The 26183-nt window shown below is 76.5% G+C and carries 2 protein-coding genes and 1 pseudogene; all 3 read right to left on the bottom strand.

Going from position 1 to position 26183, the window contains the following annotated elements; translation table 11 throughout:
* Positions 1-51 precede the first annotated feature (51 nt).
* Positions 52-5700: a type I polyketide synthase gene (locus IAG43_RS33720; RefSeq protein ID WP_187744945.1), complete on the bottom strand. Its 5649-nt coding sequence runs from the start codon at positions 5698-5700 to the stop codon at positions 52-54.
* Between the two features lies 1 nt (position 5701).
* Entirely contained in the window at positions 5702-11869 is a 6168-nt protein-coding gene (locus IAG43_RS33725; RefSeq protein WP_187744946.1) for a type I polyketide synthase, read from the bottom strand.
* Between the two features lie 317 nt (positions 11870-12186).
* Positions 12187-25971: pseudogene (locus tag IAG43_RS33730) on the bottom strand (amino acid adenylation domain-containing protein); the annotation flags it as partial.
* Positions 25972-26183 lie beyond the last annotated feature (212 nt).

Consider the following 26183-nt stretch of genomic DNA (forward strand, 5'->3'; position numbering starts at 1 on the left):
GAGAACGAGTCGGGTCGGTGCGTCGGCCGCACGGCGGGCATCGGGTGCATGTCAGAAGACCTCGTCGCCGACCGAGGCCAGCAGGGCGTCGAGCTCCGCGTTGATGTCCTCGACGGACCGCTCCGCGGGCCCGGGACGCGGTGTCCCGGCCGGGGCGGCGGCCGGCGCGCGCTGCGCGCCGTCCGGGCCCGGGGAGGCCGTGCGGTCGGCGAGGTCCACCAGGAGGTCCAGCAGACCGCTGCGGTGCAGTTCGTCGGCGGACACGCGGTCCAGGACCCGGGCGAGGACGGCGCCCGGGTCCTCGCCCGGGTCCGTTCCCTCCGGTCCGGCGGCGAGACCCAGACGTTCCAGGACGAGTCCGGCGACGGCGGCCGGGGTCGGGTAGTCGAACGCCAGCGTCGAGGGCAAGGGCACCCCGGCGCGCGCGGCGACCCGGCGCCGGAGCTCCACCGCCATCAGCGAGTCGAGGCCCAGATCCTTGAGCACCTGGTCCGGGTGGACGGCCGACGGGCCGTCCAGACCGAGCACCGCCGCCGCCTCCTCCAGCACGGCGCCGGTCGCCGTCCGGATCCGCTCCTGGGCGTTCAGCGGCTCCAGCCGGTCGCGCAGCGGCACCGGCCCCGCGGCCGGCCCGGCAGCCGCCGCCCTGCGCAGCTCCGGGCGGCGCACCAGCGTGCGCAGCACCGGGGCGACCTCGCCGCCCTCGCCGAGGTGGCGGGCGGCGGCGGCGGTGTCCAGCCGCAGCGGCACCAGGTTCGGCCGCGGCCGGCGCAGTGCCTCGTCCAGGAGCCGCAGGCCGTCCTCCACCGGCATCGGGGCGATGCCCTGCCGTCGCATCCGGGCCAGTTCGGCGGTCCCGAGATGCGCGGTCATACCGGTTCCGGTCTGCTGCCACAGGCCCCAGGCGAGGGAGTGCGCCGTCTGCGCACGTCCCCGGCGCCGGGCCGCGACCGCGTCCAGCACGGTGTTGGCGGCGGCGTAGGTGCTCTGCCCTGCCGTGCCGAGCACGCCGGCCGCGGAGGAGAAGAGCACGAACGCCGCCAGACCCAGGTCCCGCGTCAGGTCGTCGAGGTGCAGCGCGCCGTGCACCTTGGGGGCGAAGACGCGCGCCAGCCGCTCGCCGTCCTGCGCCGTCACCAGGCCGTCGTCCAGGACACCCGCCAGGTGCACCACGCCGGTGAGCGGGTGCGCCGGGTCGATGCCGGACAGCAGCTCCGCCACGGCGGCCCGGTCCGCGACGTCGCACGCGGCGATCCGCACGCTCAGCGCGCCCGCCCCGGTCAGTTCGCGCACCAGGTCGTCGGCGCCCGGCGTGCCGGGCCCGCGGCGGGACGTCAGGACGAGACGGCGGGCGCCGTGCTCCCGCACCAGGTGCCTGGCCACGGCCCGTCCCAGCTCACCGGTGCCGCCGGTGAGCAGGACCGTGCCCTCCGGGTCCAGGGGGGCGGCGGCCGCGTCCGGCGCCGGGGCGCCGGCGGCCTCCAGGCGCGGAGCGGACAACTCGGAGCCGTGCAGCACGAGTTCCGGCTCGTCCTGCGTGTCCAGGGCGGCGAGCAGCGGCCCGGTGGCCGCGGCCCCGGGCGCGCCGCCGAGTTCGACGGTCCGCAGCGACCGGTCGGGGAACTCGCTGCGGGCCGTGCGCAGCAGCCCCCGCAGCGACGCCGGGGCGAGGCCCCGGCCGTCGGCCGGGGCGTTAGCCGCCAGTTCGTCGTACGGGCTCGGCGCCGCGCCGGTCACCCACACCAGCTCCGCCTCGTCCAGACGGGGTTCGGCGAGCAGCCGCTGGAGCAGGGCCAGGGCGTCGCCCGCCGCCCGTGTCACCTCGTCGTCGGGGAGGCCGGTCAGTTCCGTCGCGTCGACGAGGACGCGTCCGGGCCGGGCACCTTCGTCCAGGGCGGCCGACAGCGCGTCGGCGGACGGCACCGCGGTGGCGTCCAGCGCCCCGGCGATCCGGCCCCCGCCGCCCACGACGACGGTGGCGGGCCGGGCGGCCGGGGGCTGCGGGGCCGGCACCGGCCGCAGCCGGAGCTCCCGCAGGTCCCGCGCGGTGGTGCCGGCCGCCGCGCCGATGCGGTCGGCGGTGGCCCGGCGCATCTCCATGCCCCGCACGCGGAGCACCGGTGCGCCGGTGGCGTCGGCGGCCTCGACCGTCAGGTGCCGCCCGCCGCCGGTGTCGCGGACCTCGACCCGTACGCGCAGCTCGCTGCCGCCGGTGGCGTACAGCTCGACGCCCGACCAGGCGAACGGCAGCAGCACACCCTCCTGCTCCTGCCCGGTGTCGTCGTCCGCCACGGCCTTCATCACGTTCAACGCGGCGTCCAGCAGCGCCGGATGCACACCGAACCCGTCCGCGGCGCGGTCGCCGCCCGGCAGCCGCACCAGGCCGTAGGCCGTGCCGTCCCGCCGCCACAGCGCCTCGGTGCCCCGGAACAGCGGGCCGTAGTCGACGCCCTGCTCCCGGAACCGCTCGTAGAAGCCGTCCGTCGCCACGGGTTCGGCGTCCGGCACCGGCCACCGGCCGGCCCAGGCGAAGGAACCGGGCGGGCCCGCCGGGGACAGGCTCAGCTCGCCCGTGGCGTGCAGCGTCCACTCCTGCGCCCCGCCGGCGGCCCGGCTGTGCACCGTCACCGTGCGCCCGGCGTCCTCGCCGCCGACGGCGACCTGCACGTGCACCGCGCCGTCGGCGGGCAGCACCAGCGGCGTCACCAGGGTGAGGTCCGCCACCCCGGCCGCGCCCACCCGGTGGGCGGCGGCCAGGGCCAGTTCCAGCAGCCCCGTGCCCGGCACCACGGCCTCGCCGAACACCGTGTGGTCGGCGATCCAGGGATGCCCGGCCAGCGAGAGGCGGCCGGTGAAGATGTGGCGCGAGCCGTCGGCGGACGCCGTGAGGGCGCCCAGCCACGGGTGCGCGGGATCGGCGAGCCCGAGGGCCTCCGTGTCGAGCGCGGCCGCCTGCGGCCGGGCCCAGTACCGCGACCGCTGGAAGGCGTACGACGGCAGTTCCACCCGTGCCGCGCCGGTGCCGGCGAAGAACCGCTCCCAGTCGACGGCCGCGCCCAGGGCGTGCACGCGGGCGACGGCGCCGGTCAGCGCCGCGGTCTCCGGGCGCTCCCGGTGCAGCAGCGCCACGGCGCCCGTGGTCGCCTCGACGCCCAGTTCCGCCAGGCAGTCCTGCACCATCGCGGTGGCGGTGCCGTCCGGGCCGAGCTCCACGAAGCGGGTCACCCCGGCGGCCACCAGCGCGCGGGTGCCGTCGGCGAACCGGACGGCGTCCCGGACGTGCCGCACCCAGTACTCCGGGTCGCGCACCTCGTCGGCGACGCGTTCGCCCGCCAGGTTCCCGACCATGCCGAGTGCCGGCGCGTGGTACGTCATCCGCCGTGCCACCGCCGCGAAGTCGGCCAGCATCGGCTCCATCAGCGGGGAGTGGAAGGCGTGCGAGACGGTCAGCCGCCGGGTCCGGACACCGCGGGCGGCCAGCTCGGCGGCCACGCCGTCGACGACCTCCGCGGGACCCGACACCACGACCGACCCGGGGCCGTTGACCGCGGCGACGCCCGCGACGTGCGAGTGGTCCGCGAGCAGCGGCGCCACCACGGACTCGGGCGCCTTGACGGAGAGCATCGCGCCGCCGGCGGGCAGGGCCTGCATCAGCCGTCCGCGGGCGGCGACCAGGGCGCAGGCGTCGTCGAGGGACAGCACCCCCGCCACGTGCGCGGCGGCCAGCTCGCCCACGGAGTGCCCCATCACCTGGTCGGGGACGACTCCCCAGGCCTCCATGAGCCGGAACAGCGCCACGCCCACGGCGAACAGCGCGGGCTGGGTGAAGCCGGTCGAGTCCAGCAGCTCCGCCTCCGCGGTGCCGGGCTCGGCGAACACGACCTCCCGCAGCGGCCGCGTGAGCAGCGGGTCGAACGCGGCGCAGACCGCGTCGAAGGCGGCGGCGAACTCGGGGAAGTCCCGGTACAGCTCACGGCCCATCCCGGCGCGCTGGGCGCCCTGCCCGGGGAAGACGAACGCGGTCCGGCCCGGCAGCGCGGCGGCCCCGGGCGCGGTGCCGTCGGCGATCGCCCGCACGGCGGCCAGCAGCTCCGGCAGGTCGCCGCCGACGGCCGCCGCCCGGTGCGCGAACGCGGTGCGTCCCGCCGCCAGCGAGTACGCCACGTCCGCCGCGTCGGTGCCGGGCCGGTCCGCCAGGTGGCCGGCGAGCCGGTCCGCCTGCGCGCGCAGCGCCGCCTCGTCCCGGCCGGAGAGCAGCCACGGCACGACGGCGCGGCGGGCCGCGTCCGGGGCGGGCGCCCCGTCCGGCGCCGGGGCGCTGCCCTCGGGGCCCTCCAGGACGATGTGCGCGTTGGTGCCGCTGATCCCGAACGAGGAGACGCCCGCGCGCCGCACCCGTTCGCCCTGCTCCCAGGGCACCGGCTCGGTCAGCAGCCGCACGCCGCCCCCGGACCAGTCGACGTGGGTGGTCGGCTCCTCGGCGTGCAGTGTGCGCGGCAGCCGGCCGTGGCGCAGCGCCTGGACCATCTTGATGATGCCCGCGACACCCGCGGCGGCCTGCGTGTGACCGATGTTCGACTTCACCCCGCCCAGCCACAGCGGACCGCCCGGCCTGACGGCCGCCCCGTACGTGGCGATCAGCGCGCGGGCCTCGATCGGGTCGCCGAGCCGGGTGCCGGTGCCGTGCGCCTCCACGGCGTCCACGTCGCCGGCGCCGAGCCCGGCGTCGGCCAGGGCCGCCCGGATCACGTCCTGCTGGGCCTGCCCGTTGGGCGCCGTGAGCCCGTTGGACGCCCCGTCCTGGTTGACGGCCGTGCCCCGGATCACGGCGAGCACGGGGTGCCCGTGCCGCCGGGCGTCGGAGAGCCGTTCCAGCAGCAGCATGCCGCTGCCCTCGGCGAAGCCGGTGCCGTCGGCACGGTCGGAGAAGGCCCGGCACCGCCCGTCCGGCGCGAGGCCGCGCTGCCGGCTGAACTCGACGAGCAGCTGCGGCGTCGCCATCACCGTCGCCCCGCCGGCCAGGGCCAGCGCGCACTCGCCCCGCCGCAGCGCCTGCACCGCCAGGTGCACCGCCACCAGCGAGGAGGAGCAGGCCGTGTCGACGGTCAGGGCCGGGCCCCGCAGGCCGAGCGCGTAGGCGATGCGTCCGGACAGGACGCTGGCGGCGCCGCCCGTCAGGGCGTGCCCCTCGCTGCTGCCGTCACCGATCAGGCCCGCGTAGTCCTGGCCGTTGGTGCCGACCCAGACGCCCGTCGTGCGCTCCCGCGCCGACTCCGCGGTGATGCCCGCGCCCTCGAACGCCTCCCAGGCGTTCTCCAGGAGGAGCCGCTGCTGCGGGTCCATCGACTGCGCCTCGCGCGGCGAGATCCCGAAGAACCCCGCGTCGAAGGCGTCCGCCGAGTCGAGGAAGCCGCCCCCCGACGCGTACACGGTTCCCGGGTTGTCCGGGTCCGGGTCGTAGAGCCGCTCGGTGTCCCAGCCGCGGTCCCCGGGGAACGGGCCGATGGCGTCGGAGCCGTCGTCGAGCAGCCGCCAGAACTCCTCCGGCGACGCGGCGCCGCCCGGCATGCGGCAGCTCATCGCCACCACGGCGACCGGCTCCCGGAGCCTGGCCTCGGCCTGCCGCAGCCGCTCGCGCGTCGTGTCCAGTTCACCGGTGACGCGCTTCAGATAGGCGCGCAGCTTGTCTTCGTTTGCCATGTCAGAGTCCGAACTTCTCATCGATGAGCTGGAACAACTCGTCGTCCGATGCGTCGTCGAGCGCCTGCTGCGCCTCGTGCGGTCCCGCCGCGGGTGCCGGTGCGGCACCGGCGTCCCCGAGGAGCTCCAGCAGGGCGCGGGAGAGGGCCGCGAGGCCGTCCGCGTCCGCCGGTGCCAGAGCCGTCGCGTCCAGTGCCGTGACCGTGGCCAGCAGGCTGCCGACGTCCAGCGCCCGCTCCGCCCCGTCCCCGGCGCCGACACCGAGCTCGGCCAGTACGTGGCCGGCCACCGCGGCCGGCGTCGGGTGCTCGAAGACGAGCGTGGCCGCCAGCCGCAGCCCGGTCACGGCGTTCAGCCGGTTGCGGAGTTCGACACCGGTCACCGAGTCGAAACCGAGCTCCTTGAACGAGCGCCGGTCCTCCAGCGGCTCCTCGGGGCCGTAGCCGAGCACGGCCGCGGTGTGCGTGCGCACCACGTCCAGCACGGCGTCCGTGCGCTGCCCGGGCGGCAGTTCCTCCAGCCTGCGGCGCAGATCCGGACCGCCCGGCTGCTGCGCGTCCGCCGCCGCGGCCGGCGCCGAACCCGCGCGGGCCAGCTCCACGACCTCGGGCAGCTCGCTGAGCAGGGGACTGGGCCGTGCCGCCGTGAACGCCGTCAGGAACCGGGGCCAGCGCACGTCCGCCACGGTCTGGCAGGGCCGCCCGCCGTCGAGGGCCTGCTGCAGGGCGATCAGCGCGAGGCCGGGGTCCATCTCGGGCACGCCGTGCCGGTCCAGGACACCGCGGACGGTGCCGCGGGCCAGGCCGCCGCCGCCCCAGGCGCCCCACGACACACAGGTCGCGGGCAGTCCCTCGAGGTGGCGCAGTTCGGCGAGCGCGTCGAGGAAGGCGTTGGCGGGCGCGTAGTTGCCCTGGCCGGGGATGCCGACGGTCGCCCCGTACGAGGAGAACAGCACGAAGGCCGACAGGTCCCGGTCCCGCGTCAGTTCGTGCAGGTTCCAGGCGCCCTGGGCCTTGACCCGCCACACCCGCTCCACCTGCCCGGGGTCGAGGGCGTCGACCGTGGCGTCGTCCAGGACGGCCGCCGTGTGCACCACCGCGGTCAGCGGTCCGCCGGCGGCGGCACGGTCCAGGACGGCGCGCAGCTGCTCCCGGTCCGACACGTCGCAGGCCTCCAGGACCACCTCGGCGCCCAGCCCGCGCAGTTCGGCGGCGAACGCCTCGGCGTCCGGCGCGCCGGGCCCGCGACGGCTCGTCAGCACCAGCCGCCCGGCGCCCTGTTCGGCCAGCCGGCGCGCCACCCGGCGGCCGAGCGCGCCCGTGCCGCCGGTCACCAAGACCGTCCCGGAGGGCCGCCACGCGCTGCGCGGCGGCTCCCCGGCCCGCACCAGGCGGCGCGCTCGAACACCGCCCGCGCGCACCGCGACCTGGTCCTCGGCGCCGTCGCCGCCGAGCAGCGCCGCCACGCGCCGCCACACGCCCGCGTCGGGAGCCCCCGGCAGGTCGATCAGGCCGCCCCACCGGTCGGAGTGCTCCAGCGCCGCCACCCTGCCCAGCCCCCACACCATGCGCTGCGCGGGGTCGACACGGCGGTCCCCGGGACCGGCCAGCACCGCCTCACGGGTCACGCACCACAGCGGGGCGCCGACCTCCGCGTCGCCGAGCGCCTGGACGGCCCGCAGCGTCGCCGTGTAGCCGGCCGGCACCGGGTCGTGCCGCGGGTCGCTGCCGGACGCGAGGGCGAGCAGCGACAGGACCCCGGCGAACCGGCCCCCCGTGCGGGCCGCCTGGTCCTCGCACGCCGTGCGCAGCGCCTTCGCCGTCAGCTCCCGGTCCTCGTCGCCGAGCACCACGGGCACCAGTCCGGCGCCGGCGTCCGTCAGTGCGCGCAGCACCTCGGCGGCCCGCGCCTCGCCCGCCGGCAGCAGCGCCAGCCAGGGGGCCGCGGGCGGCGGGCCCGCCGGATCGGGCACCGGCTTCCACACGATCTCGTACCGCCAGTCGCGCACCTCGGCCGCCTCGCGGCCGCGCCGCCGCCACGCCGACAGCGCGGGCAGCAGATCGCCGAGACCCGCTTCCGGGCCGACGTCCAGCGACGCGGTGAGCGCCGCCAGGTCGCCGCGGTCCACCGCGGACCAGAACTCCGCGTCGTCCGCGCCGGCCGCCGGGGCGGCGGCGGGCGGCTGCCCGACCGGGTCGAGCCAGTGCCGCCTGCGCCGGAACGCGTAGGGCGGCAGGTCGACCGTGCGCGGACCGGCCGGGCCGCGGGCGGCGAACGACGCCTCCCACGCCACGCCGGCGCCGCGCACCCAGGCCTCGGCCGCCGACTCCAGGAACCGGGCCGTGCTGTCGGTGCCGCGGCGCAGGGTGCCGAGCGCGACGGCGCCCGCGCCGCCCGCCGTCTCCTCGACCGCGAGGCACAGCACCGGATGGGGGCTGGCCTCCACGAACAGGCGGTGGCCGTGTCCGGCGAGCGCGGCGACGGCGGACTCGAACTCCACGGTCGTGCGCAGATTGCGGAACCAGTACTCGGCGTCCAGCTCCGCCGTGTCCAGGAAGTCCCCGGTCACCGTGGAGAAGAACAGCGTCCCGGTGGAGCGCGGCCGGACCGGCGCGAGCGCCGTGAGCAGCTCCTCGCGCAGGGTGTCGACCTGGGCCGAGTGGGAGGCGTAGTCGACGGGGATGCGCCGGGCGCGTACGCCGTCCGCCTCGCACCCTTCCAGCAGTTCGTCCAGGGCGCCGGGCTCGCCGGAGACCACGGTCAGGCCGGGGCCGTTGACGACGGCCACGGACAGCCGCCCGCCCCAGTGCGCGAGACGCGTCTCCACCTCGGCGCGGGGCAGGGACACCGACACCATGCCGCCGCGGCCGGCCAGCGACCGGGCGATGGCCTGGCTGCGCAGGGCGACGACGCGCGCGCCGTCCTCCAGCGAGAGGCCGCCGGCCGCGCAGGCCGCGGCGATCTCGCCCTGCGAGTGGCCCACCACGACGGCGGGCCGCACCCCGTGCGCGCGCCACAGCTCGGCCAGCGACACCATGACCGCCCACAGCACCGGCTGGACGACGTCCACCCGCCGCAGCGCGTCCTCGTCCGCGAGCGCCTCGGCCGGAGAGAAGTCGACGAACTCGCCCAGCGCCCGTGCGCACGCCGCGTAGGCGTCGGCGAACACCGGCGAGTGGACGAGGAGTTCACGGGCCATGCCGGCCCACTGGGCGCCCTGCCCGGGGAAGACCAGGACGGGGCCGCGGCCGGTGCCGGCCGTGTCGTCCCCGTCGCCGGTGACCAGGCCGGGCGCGGTGCGGCCGGCGGCCAGCGCGGCGAGGCCGCGCAGGAAGCCCTCGCGGTCGTCCGCGACGACGACGGCGCGGTGCCCGAACGCGGAACGGGTCGTGGCCAGCGAGTGGCCCACATCGGCGGGCAGCGCTCCGGGACGGGACCCGACGTAATCGTGGAGGGCGGCGGCCTGGGCGCGCAGCGCCTCCGGCGTCTTCGCGGACAGCACCCAGGGCCAGGGGCGGGCGGCGCCCTGCGCGGTGCCGGTGGCCTCCGCCCAGTCCACGCCGACGCCGTCGCACCACAGGGCGTGCAGCAGCTCCTGCAACGTCTGCGACGCCGGCCGGTCCCGGCGGCAGGCGGCCAGCACCCGCGCCTCGCCGGCTGCGTCGTCCGCGTCGTCCGCGGCGGCGGACAGGGTGTCGCGCACGGGCCGGGAGACCACCGGATGCGGGGAGATCTCCACCACCCGCAGCCCGCCGCCCGGCGGGCGGGGCAGCCGGCGCACGGCCTCGTCGAGCAGCATCGGGCGGCACATGTTGCGCGCCCAGTACGCGGCGTCGAGCTCCGTGCCCACCGCCCAGTCGCCGGTCACCGTGGAGAGGAACGGCACCGCGGCCGCCTGCGGGCGCAGCGCGCCCAGCCGCGCCACGAGTTCGGCGGCGAGCGGGGCGAGCTCCGCGCTGTGCGAGGGGTAGTCGATGTGCACCCGGTAGGTCCGCACCCCGGCGTCGCCCAGTTCGCGCTCCACCTCGTCCAGCGCGGCCGTCGCGCCCGACAGGCAGACCTGCTCCGGCGCGAGGCGCCCGGCGAGGGTGACACGGCCCCGGGCGAGGCCGGCGGCCCGCTCCGGGGTCAGGTCGCACACCAGCATCGAACCGGTGCCGGCGGCCCGTTCGGCCACCAGCCGCGACCAGACGCCGATCACGTGCGCCCCCTCGTCGAGGGTGAGCGCCCCGGCGACGACGGCGGCGGCGACCTCGCCGACGCTCTGCCCGAACACCGCGTCCGGGACGACGCCCCACCGCCGCAGGGTGCGGGCCAGGGCCACCTGGAGGGCGAACAGCACGGGCTGGAGCACGTCGGTGCGCTCCAGCCTCCCGTCCGGGGCGACGAGCGCGTCGAGCACGGACCAGCCCGTCACCGCCGCCACGGCCCGGTCGGCCTCGGCGAACTCCGCGCGGAAGACCGGTTCGGCCAGCAGGTCGCGGCCCATGCCGGTCCACTGCGAGCCGTGCCCGGAGAAGCAGAACGCGACGGCCGGAGCCCGCCCCTGCCGCTCCTGCGTGGTGGCGGGCGCCGTCAGGGCCTGCCGGTGCGGGGCCTCGGTGAGGGCGAGGTGGACGTTGGTGCCGCCGAAGCCGAAGCCGCTCACGCCCGCGTGGCGGGGGCCCTCGGGCCAGTCGCGGGCGGCGGTGACGACCTCCAGGGACAGGCCGGTGAAGTCGATGAGCGGGTTGGGCCGCTCGAAGTGCAGGCCGGCCGGGAGCCGGCCGTGGTGCAGGGCGAGCGCGGTCTTCAGGACTCCGAGGACGCCGGCGGCCGGCTCCAGGTGGCCGAAGTTGGTCTTGGCCGAGCCGAGCAGCAGCGGCGTCGTGCGGTGCGGCGCGAACACCTCGCCGAGGGCCGCCGCCTCGATCGGGTCGCCGAGCGGCGTGCCCGTCCCGTGCGCCTCCACGTACGCCACCTGGTGCGGGGCGACGCCCGCCGACCGCCAGGCCGAACGGACCACGTCGACCTGGGCGCGCGGGTTGGGCGCGGTCAGGCCGTTGGAGGCGCCGTCGTTGTTGACGGCGCTGCCGCGCAGCACCGCGTAGACGCGGTCGCCGTCGCGCAGCGCGTCCGACAGGCGGCGCAGCACGACCACGCCGCAGCCCTCGCCGCGCACGTAGCCCGCGGCGTCCGCGTCGAAGGCGCGGCACTGGCCCGCGGGGCTCATGCCGCCGAACTTCGTCATCGCGACCGTGGTGTGCGGGGACAGCATCAGGCTGACCCCGCCCGCCAGCGCGAGGTCGGACTCTCCGCGGCGCAGGCTGTGCGCGGCCATGTGCACCGCCGCCAGCGACGAGCTGCACGCCGAGCCGACCGAGAACGCCGGCCCCTCGAGGCCGAGCGCGTACGCGATGCGGGCGGGCACGATCGACGTGTCCCAGCCGACGGCCGAGTGCGAACCGATCGTCTCGGGTCCGGCGCCGGTCGCCAGGTGGTACTCCTGCCACATCGTGCCGAGGAACACCCCGGCGCGGCTGCCGGCCAGGGTGCCGGGAACGATCCTGGCGTCCTCCAGCGCGGCCCACGCGACCTCCAGCGCGATGCGCTGCTGCGGGTCCATCCGGGCCGCCTCGGCGGGCGAGATCCCGAAGAAGGCGGCGTCGAAGCCGGCCACGTCGTCGAGGAAGCCGCCCCGGCGCGTGGACATCGTGCCCGGCGTCCGCGGGTCGTCGTCGAACCACTCGTCGGCGTTCCAGCGGTCCGCGGGCACCTCCGTGACGGCGTCCCGGCCGGCGAGCAGCGCCTCCCACAGGGCCTGCGGCGTCTCGATGCCGCCCGGCAGGCGGCAGCCGAGGCCGACGAGGGCGATCGGCTCGTCGGCGGCGACCGCCGACGGGCTCCGTCCGGCCGCGCCGGACCCGCCCGTGGCCGGCCCGCCGGCCAGCGCCGAGGCCAGCTCCGCCACGGTCGGGTGCTGCCACAGCAGCCAGGCGGGCACCGTCCGGCCGAGGCGTTCGGACACCAGCCCGGCCAGCCGCGTCACCCCGGACGAGTCGACGCCCAGGTCGCGCAGCGCGACGGACACGTCGACCGCGTCCGCCGGCGTGCCGAGCAGCTCCGCCACCGCGGCCCGCAGGAACTCCGCGAGGTCCGCGGCCGCTGACTCCGTTGCGTAAACACCCATGTGACACCTTTTGGTCGCGTCGGCCAGGATCTGTGCTGGTCGCTGCCGGGAACCGTCGACATCAAGGGCCGTGGAACCACCTGCCCAAGGGCACCACGGCGCACTTGACGCGGAGTGGACTCCGCTCCGCGCGGTACTCGACTGCGACCGGAGCCGCGGACCGGGACGCGGCGGCGAGGACGTCCCCGGGGACCGTCGGACGGTCCCCGGGAGCCCTCACCGCCGCGTCCCGGCCGCCCGCGCGGCCCGGGCGGGTCGGGCACGGATCAGACGCCGTGCCCCGGGACCGCGGCCAGCAGCTCGGCCACCATCGCCTCGGCGTTCTCCAGCGGCGCCGCGTGCGAACCGGGGATGGTGCGCAGCGTGAACGCCCCGAGGGACAGCTCGCGCCACGCCTCCATCGCCTCGGGCGCCGCCACCGGGTCGTCGGCGGCCGCGACCGCGAACACCGGGACCCTCAGCGCCTCCCGCTCCAGGCCGGTGAGCGCGCTGCGGTGACTGGCCGCCAGCTCGGTGTCGGCGTGCAGCCGCCCGGCGTACTCGACGAGCAGTTCCTCGTTGTCGAGGATCTGCCGGGGCAGCAGCCCGTCGAGCGCCGCGGCGATCTCCGCCGCCGAGGCGCCCTCCCGGCCGGCGGCCTCGCCGGCGCCGCGCACGAAATCGGACACCTCGGCGTACGGCGTCTGCGCGCACGCCACCACCAGGGACAGCCGCGGCTCGCCGGGCCGCTGCCCGAGCCGGTGCGCCACCTCCCAGGCCAGCCAGGCGCCCTGGCTGTGCCCGAACAGGACCAGCGGCACGTCGCAGCGGTCGCCGAGCGCCCCGGCGACCTCGTCGGCCATCGCCATCATGTCCGTCAGCGGCGGCTCGCCGGTGCGGGCCTCGCGGCCCGGCAGCTGCACACCGAGCAGTTCGACGCCCTCGGGCAGCGCGGGGATCAGCGAGACGTAGCCGCCTGCCGTGCCGCCCATGCCGGGCAGGCACACGACGCGGGCCCGGGGCCGCGCCGCGGGCTTCAGCACCCGCAGCCACGGATTCTCCGCCCGCTCCCCGCCCGACTGCTGTCCGCCGCCGGCCATTTCGCCGAGGAGGTGACGGGCGAGCGCCGCGCAGGTCGGGTGCTGCGCGAAGACGGCCGTGGTGAGCGGCAGCCCGGTGAGCCGGGCCAGCGCGCCGCGCACCGTGACCGCCATCAGCGAGTCGAACCCGATCTGGAGCAGCGGCTGTTCGACGTCGAGCGCCTCCGTCTCCAGGCTGAGCACCTGCGCCACCTCGGCCCTGACCAGCCCGGTCAGGGTCCGCAGCCGCTCGCCGCGGTCCATGCCGGCCAGCGCCGCGCGCAGTTCGTCGCCGGCCCCCTCGTCGAGCGGCGCGTCGGCCGAGGCGAGCGCCGTGCGCGCCTCCTCGATGCCGCCGATCAGCGGACGCGGCCGGGACGCGCTGTACGCCGGGGCGAACCGGCCCCAGTCGATGTCGGCCACGCCCAGCGCCGTCAGCCCGGCGTCCAGGGCCGTGCCCAGCGCGTGCAGCGCCCGGCCCGGCTCCATGCCCAGCAGACCGCGCGCCTCGACACTCCGCTGCTCGTCGGCGCCGAGTATGCCGCCGCCCGCCCAGCGGCCCCAGTGCAGCACCGTCGCGGGCAGAGAGGCCAGCCGCCGCTCGCGGGCGAGCACGTCGAGCGCCGTGTTCGCCGCGGCGTACACCGCCTGGAGGCCGCTGCCCCACAGGCTCGCGCCGCTGCCGTACAGGACGAACGCGTCCAGCTCCCGGTCGCCGAGCACCTCGTGCAGCAGCCGTGCGCCGTGCGCCTTCGCGGCGACCTGCGCACCGAGGTCCTCCTCCACGACCGCGTCCAGCGGGGCGAAGAGGGTGACACCCGCCAGATGCGCCACCGTGCGCAGCGGCGCCTCGGGCGTGTCCGCGGCGGCCACCACCTTCTCGACCTGCGCGCGGTCGGCGACGTCGCACGGCACGAGCACCACCTCGGTGCCCCGCGCGGCGAGTTCGGCGCACACGGCCGTCAGCTCCTCGCTCTCCCGCACCGTCCGCGACGCCAGCACGATCCGGCTCGCGCCCCGGTCCGCCAGCCAGCGGGCCAGGTGCCGGCCGAGCCCGCCGGTGCCGCCGGTGACGAGCGCGGTGCCGGAGGTCGACCAGGCCGCCTCCGCGGGCCGCGGGGCGGTGCGCACCATACGGCGCACGAACCGCCCGCCGGGCCGCAGCGCCGTCTCGTCCTCGTGGTCGCCGGCGCCCAGGACGCCCACGAACTGCGCCGCCCACTCGGGGTGCGGCACCGCGGGCACGTCGACGCTGCCGCCCCACCGCAGGGGCTGCTCCAGGGCCACGACCCGGCCCAGACCGCGGACCAGGGCCCCGTGCGGGTCCGTCAGCGGTTCGGCACCGTCGACGCTCACCGAGCCCGACGTCAGCGCCCACACCGGGACGTCCCGGCCGGCGTCCCCGACGGCCTGCACCAGCGCCAGCACCTGACGCAGCCCCCCGGTCACCCCCTGGGCGTCCGGCGTGCCGTCCAGACCCGCGAGGGTCACCACACCGCGCAGCCCGTCCGGCAGCGCCTTCACCGCCGCGGCCAGGCCGGCCCGGTCCGCTGTGCCGTCGACGCGGTGCACGACGGCCCCCGCGCGGCGCAGCTCCCGTTCCACCGGCTCGGCGTACGCGCGGTCCGCGTCCTCGGGGCCGGACACCAGGGCCCAGTCGCCGTCCACCGGCCGCGTCGCGGCCGGCCCGGCGGGCCGCCACACCTCGTCGTACAGCCACGAGGCGATGGCGGTGCGGCCCTTCTGCTCGTCCTGCCACGCCGACAGCAGCGGCAGCAGCCGGGCGATGCCCGCCCGCAGCTCCTCCGGCGCGCCCAGCATCCGCGCGACCCGGTCGGCCCCGCCGTCGTCGACGGCCTGCCAGAACGCGTCGGTCGCGGCCGGCACGGTCCGCTCCGGCACGGTCTCCGGCTCCGCCCAGTAGCGCTCGCGCTGGAACGCGTACGTCGGAAGCGGCACCGCGGGGGCGCCGCCCAGGGCCCGCGCCCAGTCGACCCGGCCGCCGTGCACGTGCAGCCGGCCGGCGGCGCTCAGCACCTGCGCCAGGCTCCCCTGGTCGCGCTGGAGGGTCGGCACCGCGACCGTCCGGTCGTACCCGGCGTACAGCGCCCCGTCGGTCAGCGGCATCAGCAGCACCGGGTGCGGGCTCACCTCGACGAACACGTCGAAGCCCGCCGACAGCAGTTCCCGCTGCGCCAGGTCGAGGCGGGCGGTCTCCCGCAGGTTGCGGCACCAGTACGCCGCGTCCAGCTCCTCGCCGCGCACCGGGCCGCCGGTGACGGTCGAGTACAGCGCGACGGTCCCGGCGCGCGGCCGCAGACCGGCCAGCTCCTCCGCCAGGGCGGGCAGGACCGCGTCCACGTGGTGGCTGTGGGCCGCCATCGTGGCCTCCAGCGGCCCGCAGGCGATGTCCTCGTCGTCGAGGCGGAACAGCAGGTCGTCCACGGCGTCCGCGTCACCCGACACGGTCACCGAGTGCGGTGTGTTCACCGCGGCGACCCACACCCGGCCGTCGTACTGCGCGACCCAGGTCTGCGCCTCGGCCACCGGCAGCTCCACGACGCCCATCCGGCCGCCGCCGGACTGCCGCTGCATGGCGGCGGACCGCGCGGCGATGACCCGGGCGCCCTCCTCCAGCGTCAGGGCGCCCGCGACCACCGCGGCCGCGGCCTCGCCCTGCGAGTGGCCGACCACCGCGGCCGGCTCCACACCGAGCGAGCGCCACACGGCGGCCAGCGCCACGTACATCGTGAAGCGCAGCGGCTGGACGACGGAGAGGTCCGACCACTCGGCGGCGTCCCCCTCCCTCAGCAGCGCCGCCATCGAGCGGCCGGTGAACGGGGCGAACGCGGCGTCGCAGTCGGCGACCGCGTCGGCGAACACCTCGGACTGCTCCAGCAGTTCACGGCCCATGCCGGCCCACTCGGTGTCCTGCCCGGGGAAGACGAAGACGACGCGGCGGTCCGCCGCCGTGCCCTCCGCCAGCGCCGGGTGCGAACGCCGCTCGGCCAGGGCGCGCAGCGCCTCGCCCGCCTGCTCCGGCGTCGCCGCGGTCACCGCGGCCCGCACCGGGAAGTGCTCGCGGCGGGTGGCCGCCGACACCGCGACCCGGCGCAGCGGCACCTCGGGGTGGGCGCCGAGCCAGTCCGCCCAGCGGGCGGCCTGCGCCCGCAGCGCCGCCGTGCTGCGGGCGGAGAGCACGACGGGCACCGCGCTGTCCGTGCCGCCCGTGCCGTCCGCGGAATCGTCCGCGGCCGGCACGGGGGCCTCCTCCAGGACCACGTGGGCGTTGGTGCCGCCGATGCCGAACGACGAGACGCCCGCCCGGCGCGGCCCGTCCGCCACCCACTCCTTGGTCTCGGTGTTGACGTAGAACAGGTCCGGGTCGAGGTCCATGTCCGGGTTGGGCCGCTTGAAGTGCAGGGTCGGCACGAGCTCCCGGTGGTGCAGGCTGAGGACCGTCTTGATGAGTCCGGCGACTCCGGCGGTGGTGTCGGTGTGGCCGATGTTCGTCTTCACCGAGCCCAGCGCGCACGGCTCCTCGCGCTCACCGCCGCGGAACACCTCCTGGAGCGCCTGGACCTCGATCGGGTCGCCGAGCGCGGTGCCGGTGCCGTGCGCCTCGACGAGGCCGACCGTGTCCGCGCTGACGCCCGCCGCGCTCTGCGCCGTGGCGATGACCTGCGCCTGCCCGGCCACACTCGGCGCGGTGAACCCGACCTTGTCGGAACCGTCGTTGTTGATGGCGCTGCCGCGCACCACCGCGTAGACGGTGTCGCCCGCGGCGAGCGCGTCGGAGAGCCGGCGCAGCACGACCACGCCGACGCCGTCGCCGAAGACCGTGCCGGCGCCGTCCGCGTCGAAGGCCCGGCAGCTGCCGTCCGGCGAGACGACCATGCCCTCCTGGTACGGGTAGCCGTTCTTCAGCGGCACGGACACCGACGACGCGCCGACCAGCGCGATGTCGGACTCCCCGCGCAGCAGGCTCTCGCGCGCCAGGTGGGTGGCGACCAGACCGGTGGAGCAGGCGGTCTGCACGTTCAGCGCCGGTCCGCGCAGGTTGAGCTTGTGCGCGACGCGCGGCGCCAGGAAGTCGCCCTTCGTGCCGACCATGTTGCGGAAGAAGGACGACAGGTCGCTGATCTCGTGCTGCTGGTAGCCGCCGGACCCGGAACCGCCGTACACGGCGATCGGACCGTCGAACTCCTGCGGCACGATGCCCGCGTTCTCCAGACCCTCCCAGGCGACTTCGAGGAAGAGCCGGTGCTGCGGGTCCATCGCCTCGGCCTCGGTGCGCGAGTAGCCGAAGAACCCGGCGTCGAACCGGTCCACGTCCTCGACGTACCCCTTGGCCCGGACGTACGAGGGATGGGTGAGCAGCGCCTCGGGCACCCCGGCCTCGCGCAGCTCCTCCTCGGTGAACCGGCTGATCAGCTCCCGGCCCTCCCGCAGCGCCTGCCAGAACGAGTCGATGTCGGGCGCCCCCGGCAGACGGCAGGCCAGGCCGACGACGGCGATCGCCTCGTCCGCCGGGTCACCGGACGCCTGCCGCGCCGTGCGGGCGGCCGGGCCGGTGGGCGTGGCCGTGCCGCTGAGGTGCGCGGCCAGCCGGCGGACGGTCGGGTGGCGGAACACGGTGGCCAGCGGGAACTCGCGGCCCAGCTCCGCGCAGATCTCCTGGTGCGCCTTGAGCGCGGTCATGGAGGTGCCGCCCAGCTCGAAGAACCCGGTGTCCCGGTCGATGCGGGGCACACCGAGCGCGGCCTGCCAGGCGCGGGCGACGACGTCCTCCACCGGCTGCGCCGGGTCCGCCGGGCCGGGCACGTGCGCCGCCGTGGCGGGGCCGTCGCCGGCCGCCGCGGCCGCCGTCTCGGGCGCGGGCGCGGCGAGCGCCCGCAGGGCGTTGCGGTCGGTCTTCTCGTTGGGCGTGTGCGGCAGTTCCGCCATGCGCACCAGCCGGGACGGGACCATGTACGCGGGCAGCCGGGCGGCCAGGTGGCCGCGCAGCGCGGAGACGTCGGCGCTGTCCGATGCGGGCGTCCAGTAGAGGAACAGCACCGGGTCGCCCGGGGTGTCCTCGCGGACGATCGCGGCGCACTCCAGGACCGCCGGGTGGTCTCCCGCGACCGACTCGATCTCGCCGAGTTCGACGCGGTGGCCGCGCAGCTTGACCTGGGCGTCGGTGCGCCCGCAGAACTCCAGGGTGCCGTCGGGCCGGTAGCGGACGATGTCGCCGGTGCGGTACATCCGCGCACCCGGCACGGCGCTGTGCGGGTCGTCGAGGAACCGCTCGCCGGTCAGCTCCGGCCGCCCCAGGTACCCGCGTGCCACACCGTGGCCGCCGATCCACAGCTCACCGCGCGTGCCGCGCGACACCTGCTGCCCGGCGGCGTCCAGGACGTACAGGCTGTTCCCGTGCAGGGGCCGGCCGAGCGACACCTCGCCCGGTTCGAGCGTCCAGGACGAGGACCAGACGGTCGTCTCGGTGGGCCCGTACATGTTGGTGATCCCGCCGCCGCAGCGGCGCAGCAGCTTCTTGGCCAGCGAACGGTCCAGGGCCTCGCCGCCGACCAGCATCCGCCGCAGCCCGCCGAGCAGCGCCCGGCCGTCGCGGTCGGCCAGCAGCATGCGGGCCAGCGACGGAGTGCACTGGAGGTGGGTCGGGGACAGTTCGCGGTAGCTGCCCCAGTCGGCGACGGTGCCGTCGGCCACGATCACGCGGTAACCGCGCGTCAGCGTCCACAGCAGTTCGACCGTCGAGATGTCGAACGACGGGCTGGTGACGGCCAGCCAGGTGTCACCGTCCCCGCCGCCCACCCGGTGGTCCATCGCCGTGCAGAAGTTGGCGAACTGGGCGTGCTCCAGCATCACCCCCTTCGGCTTGCCCGTGGAACCGGAGGTGTAGATGACGTACGCCAGGTCCGACAGGCCCGGCGGCACGAACGGCTCCGGGCCGTCCGCCGCCGGCAGCGCGAACACGTCCACGGGGAGGACCTCGACGTCGCCGCTCCCGGCGGCGAACGCGCCGTCGGGAGTGGTCAGCACGGTCGTGAGCCCGCTGTCGTCGACGACGTGCCCGATACGGGACGCCGGGTAGGCGGGGTCGAGCGGCACGTACGCGCCGCCGGCCAGCCAGGTGCCCAGGGCCATCACCACGAACGCCGCCGACCGCGGCGCGTGCACGCCGACCAGCGAGTCCGGGCCCACACCCCGCTCCGCGAGCATCCGGGCGACGGCACCCGCCGCCACCGTCAGCTCCCGGTAGGTCAGCCGGTGCCCGCCGTGGACCAGGGCCACCTCGCCGGGGGTCGCGGCGGCCTGCTCCCAGACCCGCTCCAGCGCGGTCCGCGGGTCCTCCAGCCCGGCGGCCACGGTCCCGGACTGCGCGGCCAGCCACGCGCGCTCGGTCCCGCCGAGCACCCCCAGCCGGCTGAGCACGGTCGAGGGATCGCGGACGACCGAGGCGAGCAGTTCGGTGAAGTTCTCCGCCAGCCGCTCGGCCGCGCCCCGGTCCAGGACGTGCGACTGGAACTCCAGCTCGCCCCGCAGCCCCGACTCGTCGGAGACCAGCGTCAGACCCAGCTCGAACTTGGCGGCGCCCCGGACGTTGCCGAGCGCGCTGCCCGTGCCCAGCGGCGTCCAGGCGTCCTCGCCCGTGCCGAGGGCGGGACCCGCCGCACCGAGGTAGTTGAACGCGGCACGGAAGAAGGGGTTCTCCTCACCGGTGCGCTCGCTCGCCGCCGTCCGCACGATCTCCGTCAGCGGCACGCTCTGGTTCTCCAGCACCCCCAGCACCCGCGGACGCATGGCGGCCAGCAGCCCGGTGAACGACGGGTCGCCCGTCAGGTCGCAGCGCAGCGGAAGGGTGTTCGCCAGGAAGCCGGCGATGTTCGCCGCGCCCGGCACCTGCCGGTTGCCCCACAGCGTGCCGACCGCGAAGTCCTCCTGGTCGCAGTAGCGCCTCAGCAGGACCGCGTACGCGGTGACGAGCACCGTGTAGGTGGTGACGGAGGCGTCGGCCGCCAGGCGCTCCACGCCGTCCCGCAGGCCGGCGGGCACGGTGAAGTACACGGCGTCGCCGTCCGGACCGCCGTCCGCCGCCTCCGGGGCGCCGGACGGGAACTCCAGCCGCGGCACACCCGCCAGCTCCCCGCCGAAGAACTCCAGCGCGGGACCGAACCGGCCCTCGCGCACCCAGCGGTCCTCCCACAGCGCGTAGTCGCCCAGCTGGTGGTCGACCGGCGGCCGCTCCGGCTCCCGGCCGTCGCGCAGCGCGTGGTAGGCCTCGTACAGGTCGTGCAGGAAGATGCCCCCGGAGGACCAGCCGTCCGTGATCGAGTGGTGCAGCACGAAGCACAGCAGCTGGCCGCCGCCGGGCAGGTCGAGGACCAGGCCCCGCACCAGCGCACCGCCGTCCACCGTGAACGGCGCCAGCTCCTCCCGGCGCAGCCGCGCCTCGACCGCCGCCCCGTCGGCACCCGACAGGTCCTCGTGCACCAGCGGGACCGGCGCGGCCGCGTGCACGACCTGCACGACCTCGCCGTCCTGCACCCGCAGTGTGGTGCGCAGCGACTCGTGACGGTCCGCCACCCACTCCAGGGCGCGCGCCAGGACGTCCAGGTCCACGGGGCGCTCGGTGCGCTGCCGGCACACGGCGTTGTACTGCGCGGACCCCGGGTGCAGGTGCTCCATGAACCACAGGCGGCGCTGGCCGTGCGTCGCCGGGTAGACGCTGACGCCCTCCGCCCGCACCAGGGCGGGCAGTTCGGGCCCCTGCGCCGCCGGCGAGGACACGGCGGCGGCCTCGCCCAGGCCGGTGAAGACCTCCGCGAGCAGGAAGCGCGCGATGGCCCGCGGCGCGGGGTGGCTGAACGCCAGGTCGGCGGGGAGCGCCGCGCCCGTCAGCTCCGACAGCCGCTTGCGCAGCTCCACCGCCATCAGCGAGTCGATGCCCAGGTCCCGCAGTTCCTGGTCGGCGCCGACGTCGCCCGCGCCGGACACGCCCACCACGACGGCGACCTCGCCCCGCACGATCCCGGTCAGCAGCTCCTCACGGTCCGCCTCGGCGGCACCCGCCAGCCGGTCGCGCAGCGACACGCCGCCGCCCGCCGCCCGCGCGGCCTGCCGCAGTTCGGGCCGCGGACGCACCAGGGCCCGCAGCAGCGCGGGCACGCCCGCGCCCGCGCCCCGCTGAAGAGCCGCGAGGTCGAACTTCACCGGCACCAGGTGCGCCTCCGGGCGCGCCAGCGCCGCGTCCAGCAGGGCCAGGCCCTCGTCCGCGGTCAGCGCGTGCGCGCCCTGGCGGCGCATCCGGGCCAGCTCCGCCTCGCCGAGATGCGCGGTCATGCCGGTCCCGCTCTGGGCCCACATGCCCCACGAAAGGCTCACCGCGGGCAGCCCCCGGTGCCGGCGGTACGCCGCGAGGGCGTCCAGCACGGCGTTGGCCGCACCGTAGTTGCTCTGCCCCGGCGAGCCGAGGGTGCCCGCCGCCGAGGAGAAGAGCACGAACGCGGCGAGATCCAGGTCCGCCGTCAGCTCGTGCAGATGCACCGCCCCTTCGACCTTGGGGGCGAACACGGTCGCCAGCCGCTCGGCGCTCTGCCCCGCGACCAGCCCGTCGTCGATCACTCCGGCCAGGTGCAGCACGGCCGTCCACGGGCGGCCGGCGGGCACGTCGGCGAGGACGGCCGCGACCTGCTCGCGCACCGCCACGTCGCAGGCGACGATCCGCACCTCGGCCGCGCCCGCCGCCTCCAGGGCGGCGGCCACCGCGTCCGCGCCGGGCGCCTCGGGACCGCGCCGGCCGGTCAGCACCAGGTGGCGCACACCGTGTTCGCGGACCAGCCGCTCGGCGACGGCCCGGCCCAGCTCACCGGTGCCGCCGGTGATGAGCACCGTGCCCTCCGGGTCCAGCGGGCGCGGCGCCGCCGCGGCGTCCGCCGGGGCCCGCACCAGGCGCGGCGCGCGCACCTCGCCGTCGCGCAGCACCAGCTCGGGCTCCCCGGACACGGCCAGCGCGGCCCGCAGCGCCGCGGGCTCCCACGGCTGCGCGCCCACGTCGACCAGGCGCAGCACCGGCTCCGGGTGCTCCACCCGGGCGGTGCGCACCAGCCCCCACACCGAGGCGTCGCCGGCAGCGCCCGCGCCGTCCCCGGGTCCGGCAGCCACCGCGTCGCGCGTCACCCACACCACCTCGGTGCCGGCGAACCGCTCCTCGGCGGTCACCCGCTGCACCAGCGCCAGCGCCTGCTCCGCCGCGCCGAGCGCGGACGCGGCGGACGGGCCGGACCCGCCGGACCCGGTCAGGTCCACCACGAGACGGCGCGGCGTGCCGGCGGCGTCCAGGTCGCCGACGGCCTCGGCGCCGAGCGCCTCGGCGACGGCGCCGGCGCCCAGCACCACCAGCCCCTCCCCGTCGTACGGGGCGGACGGGTCGGCGGCCACCGGCCGGAAGTCCAGGCGGTACAGGTGCTCCGCGTCGGCGCGCTGCGCGGCCCGCAGCTGCTCCGCCGTCGCCCGCTGCATCCGCAGGCCGCCGGCCCGCAGGACCGGCGCCCCCTCGGCGTCCGTGACCAGCACCGACGCCACCGGGGTGCCCCCTTCGGGCTCCAGCAGCTCGATCCGCACCCGCAGCTCGGTGCCGCCGGTCGCGAACACCTCCACGTCCGACCAGGCGAACGGCAGGATCACCGTGTCGGCGTCCTCCGGCCGGTCCTCGGCCGATGTGATGCCCGCGAGCACGTGCAGCGCGCTGTCCAGCAGCGCCGGGTGCACGCCGTAGCCGTCGGCCGTTCCGGCCGGCTCCGGCAGCACCACCTGCCCGTACGCCACACGGCCCCGGGTCCGCAGCTCCCGCAGGGCGCGGAACGCCGGCCCGTACGTGAACCCCTGCGCCTCGAGCCCCTCGTAGAAGCCGTCCAGGACGACCGCCTCGGTGTCCGGGACCGGCCAGGCCGACAGCTCGGACGCCTGCGCGCCGGCAGCCGGGGAGTCCGCCAGCTCACCGGTCGCGTTCAGGTTCCATGCGCCCGGGTCCGCGGTGTCCTCGAACTGGCTGTAGACGGCGAGCGAACGGTGCCCCTGCCCGTCGGGTCCCTCGACCCGCACCTGCAGCCGCACCGCCGAGCCGGCGCTCAGCACCAGCGGCTTCGCCAGCGTCAGCTCCCGCACCCGCGCGGCTCCCACGGCCCGTGCGGCCGCCAGCGCCACGTCCACCAGACCGCTGCCGGGCACCATCGCCGCGCCGAACACGGCGTGGTCGGCCAGCCAGGAGTGCGCACGCGGCGACACCCGCCCGCTGAGCAGATGACCCTCACCGTCCGGCAGCGTCGCCAGCGCGGTCAGCCACGGGTGCCCGGCCGGCGTGAGCCCGGCCGCCGCGATGTCGGTCTCCGTGCCCCCGCCCGAGGTCGCGGGCAGCCAGTAGCGCTGGTGCTGGAAGGCGTAGGTGGGGAGGGGGGTGGTGGTGGGGTGGCTGGGGGTGAGGAGGGTGGTCCAGTCGATGGGGTGGCCGTGGGTGTGGAGTTGGGCGAGTGTCTGGGTGAGTGTGGTGGTTTCGGGGCGGTCTTTGCGGAGTGCGGTGAGGACGTGGGCGTGGGTGTCGGTGGGGAGGGTGTTGGTGGTCATGGCGGCGGCGGTGCCGTCGGTGCCGAGTTCGAGGTAGGTGGTGGTGCCGAGGGTGTGGAGGGTGGTGATGCCGTGGGCGAAGCGGACGGTTCGGCGGATGTGCTGGGTCCAGTAGTGGGGGGTGCGGATGGTGTCGTCGGCGATCTGGCCGGTGAGGTTGGAGATGAGGGGGATGGTGGGTGGGTGGTAGGTGAGGGTTTCGGCGGTGGCGTGGAATGCGTCGAGGATGGTGTCCATGTGGGGTGAGTGGAAGGCGTGGGAGACGTTGAGCCACTTGGTTTTGCGGCCTTGGTCCTCGAAGTGGCGGGTGATGGTTTCGACGGTTTCGTCGTCGCCGGCGATGACGGTGGATTCGGGTCCGTTGAGGGCGGCGATGGAGACGTGGTCGGTGTGGTTTTCGAGGTGGGGGAGGACTTCTTCCTCGGTTGCCTGGAGGGCGACCATGGCGCCGCCCTGGGGGGCGGTCTGCATGAGTCGGGCTCGTGCGGCGACGAGGGTGCAGGCGTCGGGGAGGGTGAGGATGCCGGCGATGTGGGCGGCGGTGATTTCGCCGATGGAGTGGCCGATGAGGTGGTCGGGGGTGATGCCGAGGGATTCGGTGAGTCGGTAGAGGGCGACCTGGTGGGCGAAGAGGGCGGGTTGGGTGTTCTGGGTCTGGTGGATGTCGTCGCTGGTGAGGATGGTGTCGAGGGGTTGGTCGAGGAGGGGGTCGAGGTGGGTGCGGATGGTGTCGAGGGTGTTTTTGTAGACGGGGTGGTGGGTGGCGAGTTCGTGTCCCATGCCGGGTCGCTGGGTGCCCTGGCCGGGGAAGACGATGGCGAGGGTGCCGGTGCCGGTGGTGGGGGTGCCGGTGGTGAGGTGGGGTGAGGTGGTGTGGTGGGTGAGTGCGTCGAGGGCGGTGAGGAGTTCGTCGGTGGTGGTGCCGGTGGCGACGGCGCGGTGGTCGAAGTGGGTGCGGGTGGTGGCGAGGGAGAGGGCGATGTCGTGGGGGTCGGTGTCGGGGTGGGCGCGGACGTGGGCGGCGAGGCGGGTGGCCTGGTCGCGCAGTGCCTGTTCGGTCTTGCCGGAGACGGTCCAGGGGATGACCGCCAGCGGTGTGCCCGGTTCCTGGGTTGATTCCTCGGGGGTCTCGGGCGCGGGTGCCTGTTCCAGCACCACGTGCGCGTTCGTCCCGCTCACGCCGAACGACGAGACACCCGCCCTGCGCGGCCCCTCCCCCTCCCAGGCGCGCCGCTCCGTCAGGAGCCGGACCTCGCCGGCCGACCAGTCGACGTGCGAGGTCGGCGCGTCGACGTGCAGTGTCTGCGGCAGCACGCCGTGCCGCATGGCCTGCACCATCTTGATGACACCGGCGACACCGGCCGCGGCCTGCGTGTGGCCGATGTTGGACTTGATCGACCCCAGGTACAGCGGCCGGCCGCCGGTCCGGTCCTGGCCGTAGGTCGCCAGCAGCGCCTGCGCCTCGATCGGGTCGCCCAGGGTGGTGCCGGTGCCGTGCGCCTCCACCGCGTCCACGTCACGCGGCGTCAGCCGCGCGTCGGCCAGCGCCTGCTGGATGACGCGCTGCTGCGACGGCCCGTTGGGGGCCGTCATGCCGTTGGACGCGCCGTCCTGGTTGATCGCGGTGCCGCGCACCACGGCCAGCACCTCGTGCCCGAGCCGCCGCGCGTCGGACAGCCGCTCGACGAGCAGCATGCCCACACCCTCCGACCAGCCCGTGCCGTCGGCCGCCTCCGCGAACGGCTTGCACCGGCCGTCGGCCGCCAGCCCCCGCTGCCGGGAGAACTCCACGAACGTGCCCGGCGTCGCCATCACCGTCACCCCGCCCGCCAGGGCGTACCGGCACTGGCCCGTGCGCAGCGCCTGGACCGCCCAGTGCAGGGCGACCAGCGACGACGAGCACGCCGTGTCCACCGTCACCGCCGGACCCTCCAGGCCCATGGTGTACGCGACCCGGCCCGAGGTGACACTGCCCGCGTTGCCGTTGCCGATGAACCCCTCCAGGTCCTCCGGCACGTCCCGCAGCCGGGCCACGTGGTCGTGGTACATCAGCCCCGCGAACACGCCGGTCTGCGAACCCCGCAGGGCGACCGGGTCGATCCCCGCCGACTCCACGGCCTCCCACGCCGCCTCCAGCAGCAGCCGCTGCTGCGGGTCCATCGCCAGCGCCTCACGCGGGCTGATCCCGAAGAACGCCGGGTCGAAGTCCGCGGCGCCGTACAGGAATCCGCCCACGTTCGTGTACGACGTGCCCGGCCGGTCCGGATCGGGGTCGTACAGGGCCTCCAGGTCCCAGCCGCGGTCCTCGGGGAACGCCGACATCTCGTCCCGGCCCTCCGCGACCAGGTCCCACAGGTCCTGCGGCCCGCGGACACCGCCCGGGTACCGGCAGGCCATGCCGACGATGGCGATCGGCTCGTGCGCCGCGTCCTGGACCTGCTGCAGCTTGTCGCGAGCCTGCTGCAGCTCGCCCGCGGCACGCGCCAGGTATTGACGGAACTTGTCCTCGTTAGACATGGGGCCCTCGCTGAGTTCTGCGTAGTGCTGACGCGTTGACGAAGTGGTTGGCCGGCGCTGTGCCGGAAGGCCGCCCCACGGCCCGCGCGCTCGCGCGGGCCGTGGGGCGAGGG

This window comes from Streptomyces genisteinicus (genome assembly GCF_014489615.1).
Lineage (GTDB): Bacteria > Actinomycetota > Actinomycetes > Streptomycetales > Streptomycetaceae > Streptomyces > Streptomyces genisteinicus.

Coding starts and splice junctions, on each gene's coding strand:
- IAG43_RS33725 (WP_187744946.1), bottom strand. CDS start 11,869: ATGGGTGTTTACGCAACGGAGTCAGCGGCCGCGGACCTCGCGGAGTTC.
- IAG43_RS33720 (WP_187744945.1), bottom strand. CDS start 5,700: ATGGCAAACGAAGACAAGCTGCGCGCCTATCTGAAGCGCGTCACCGGT.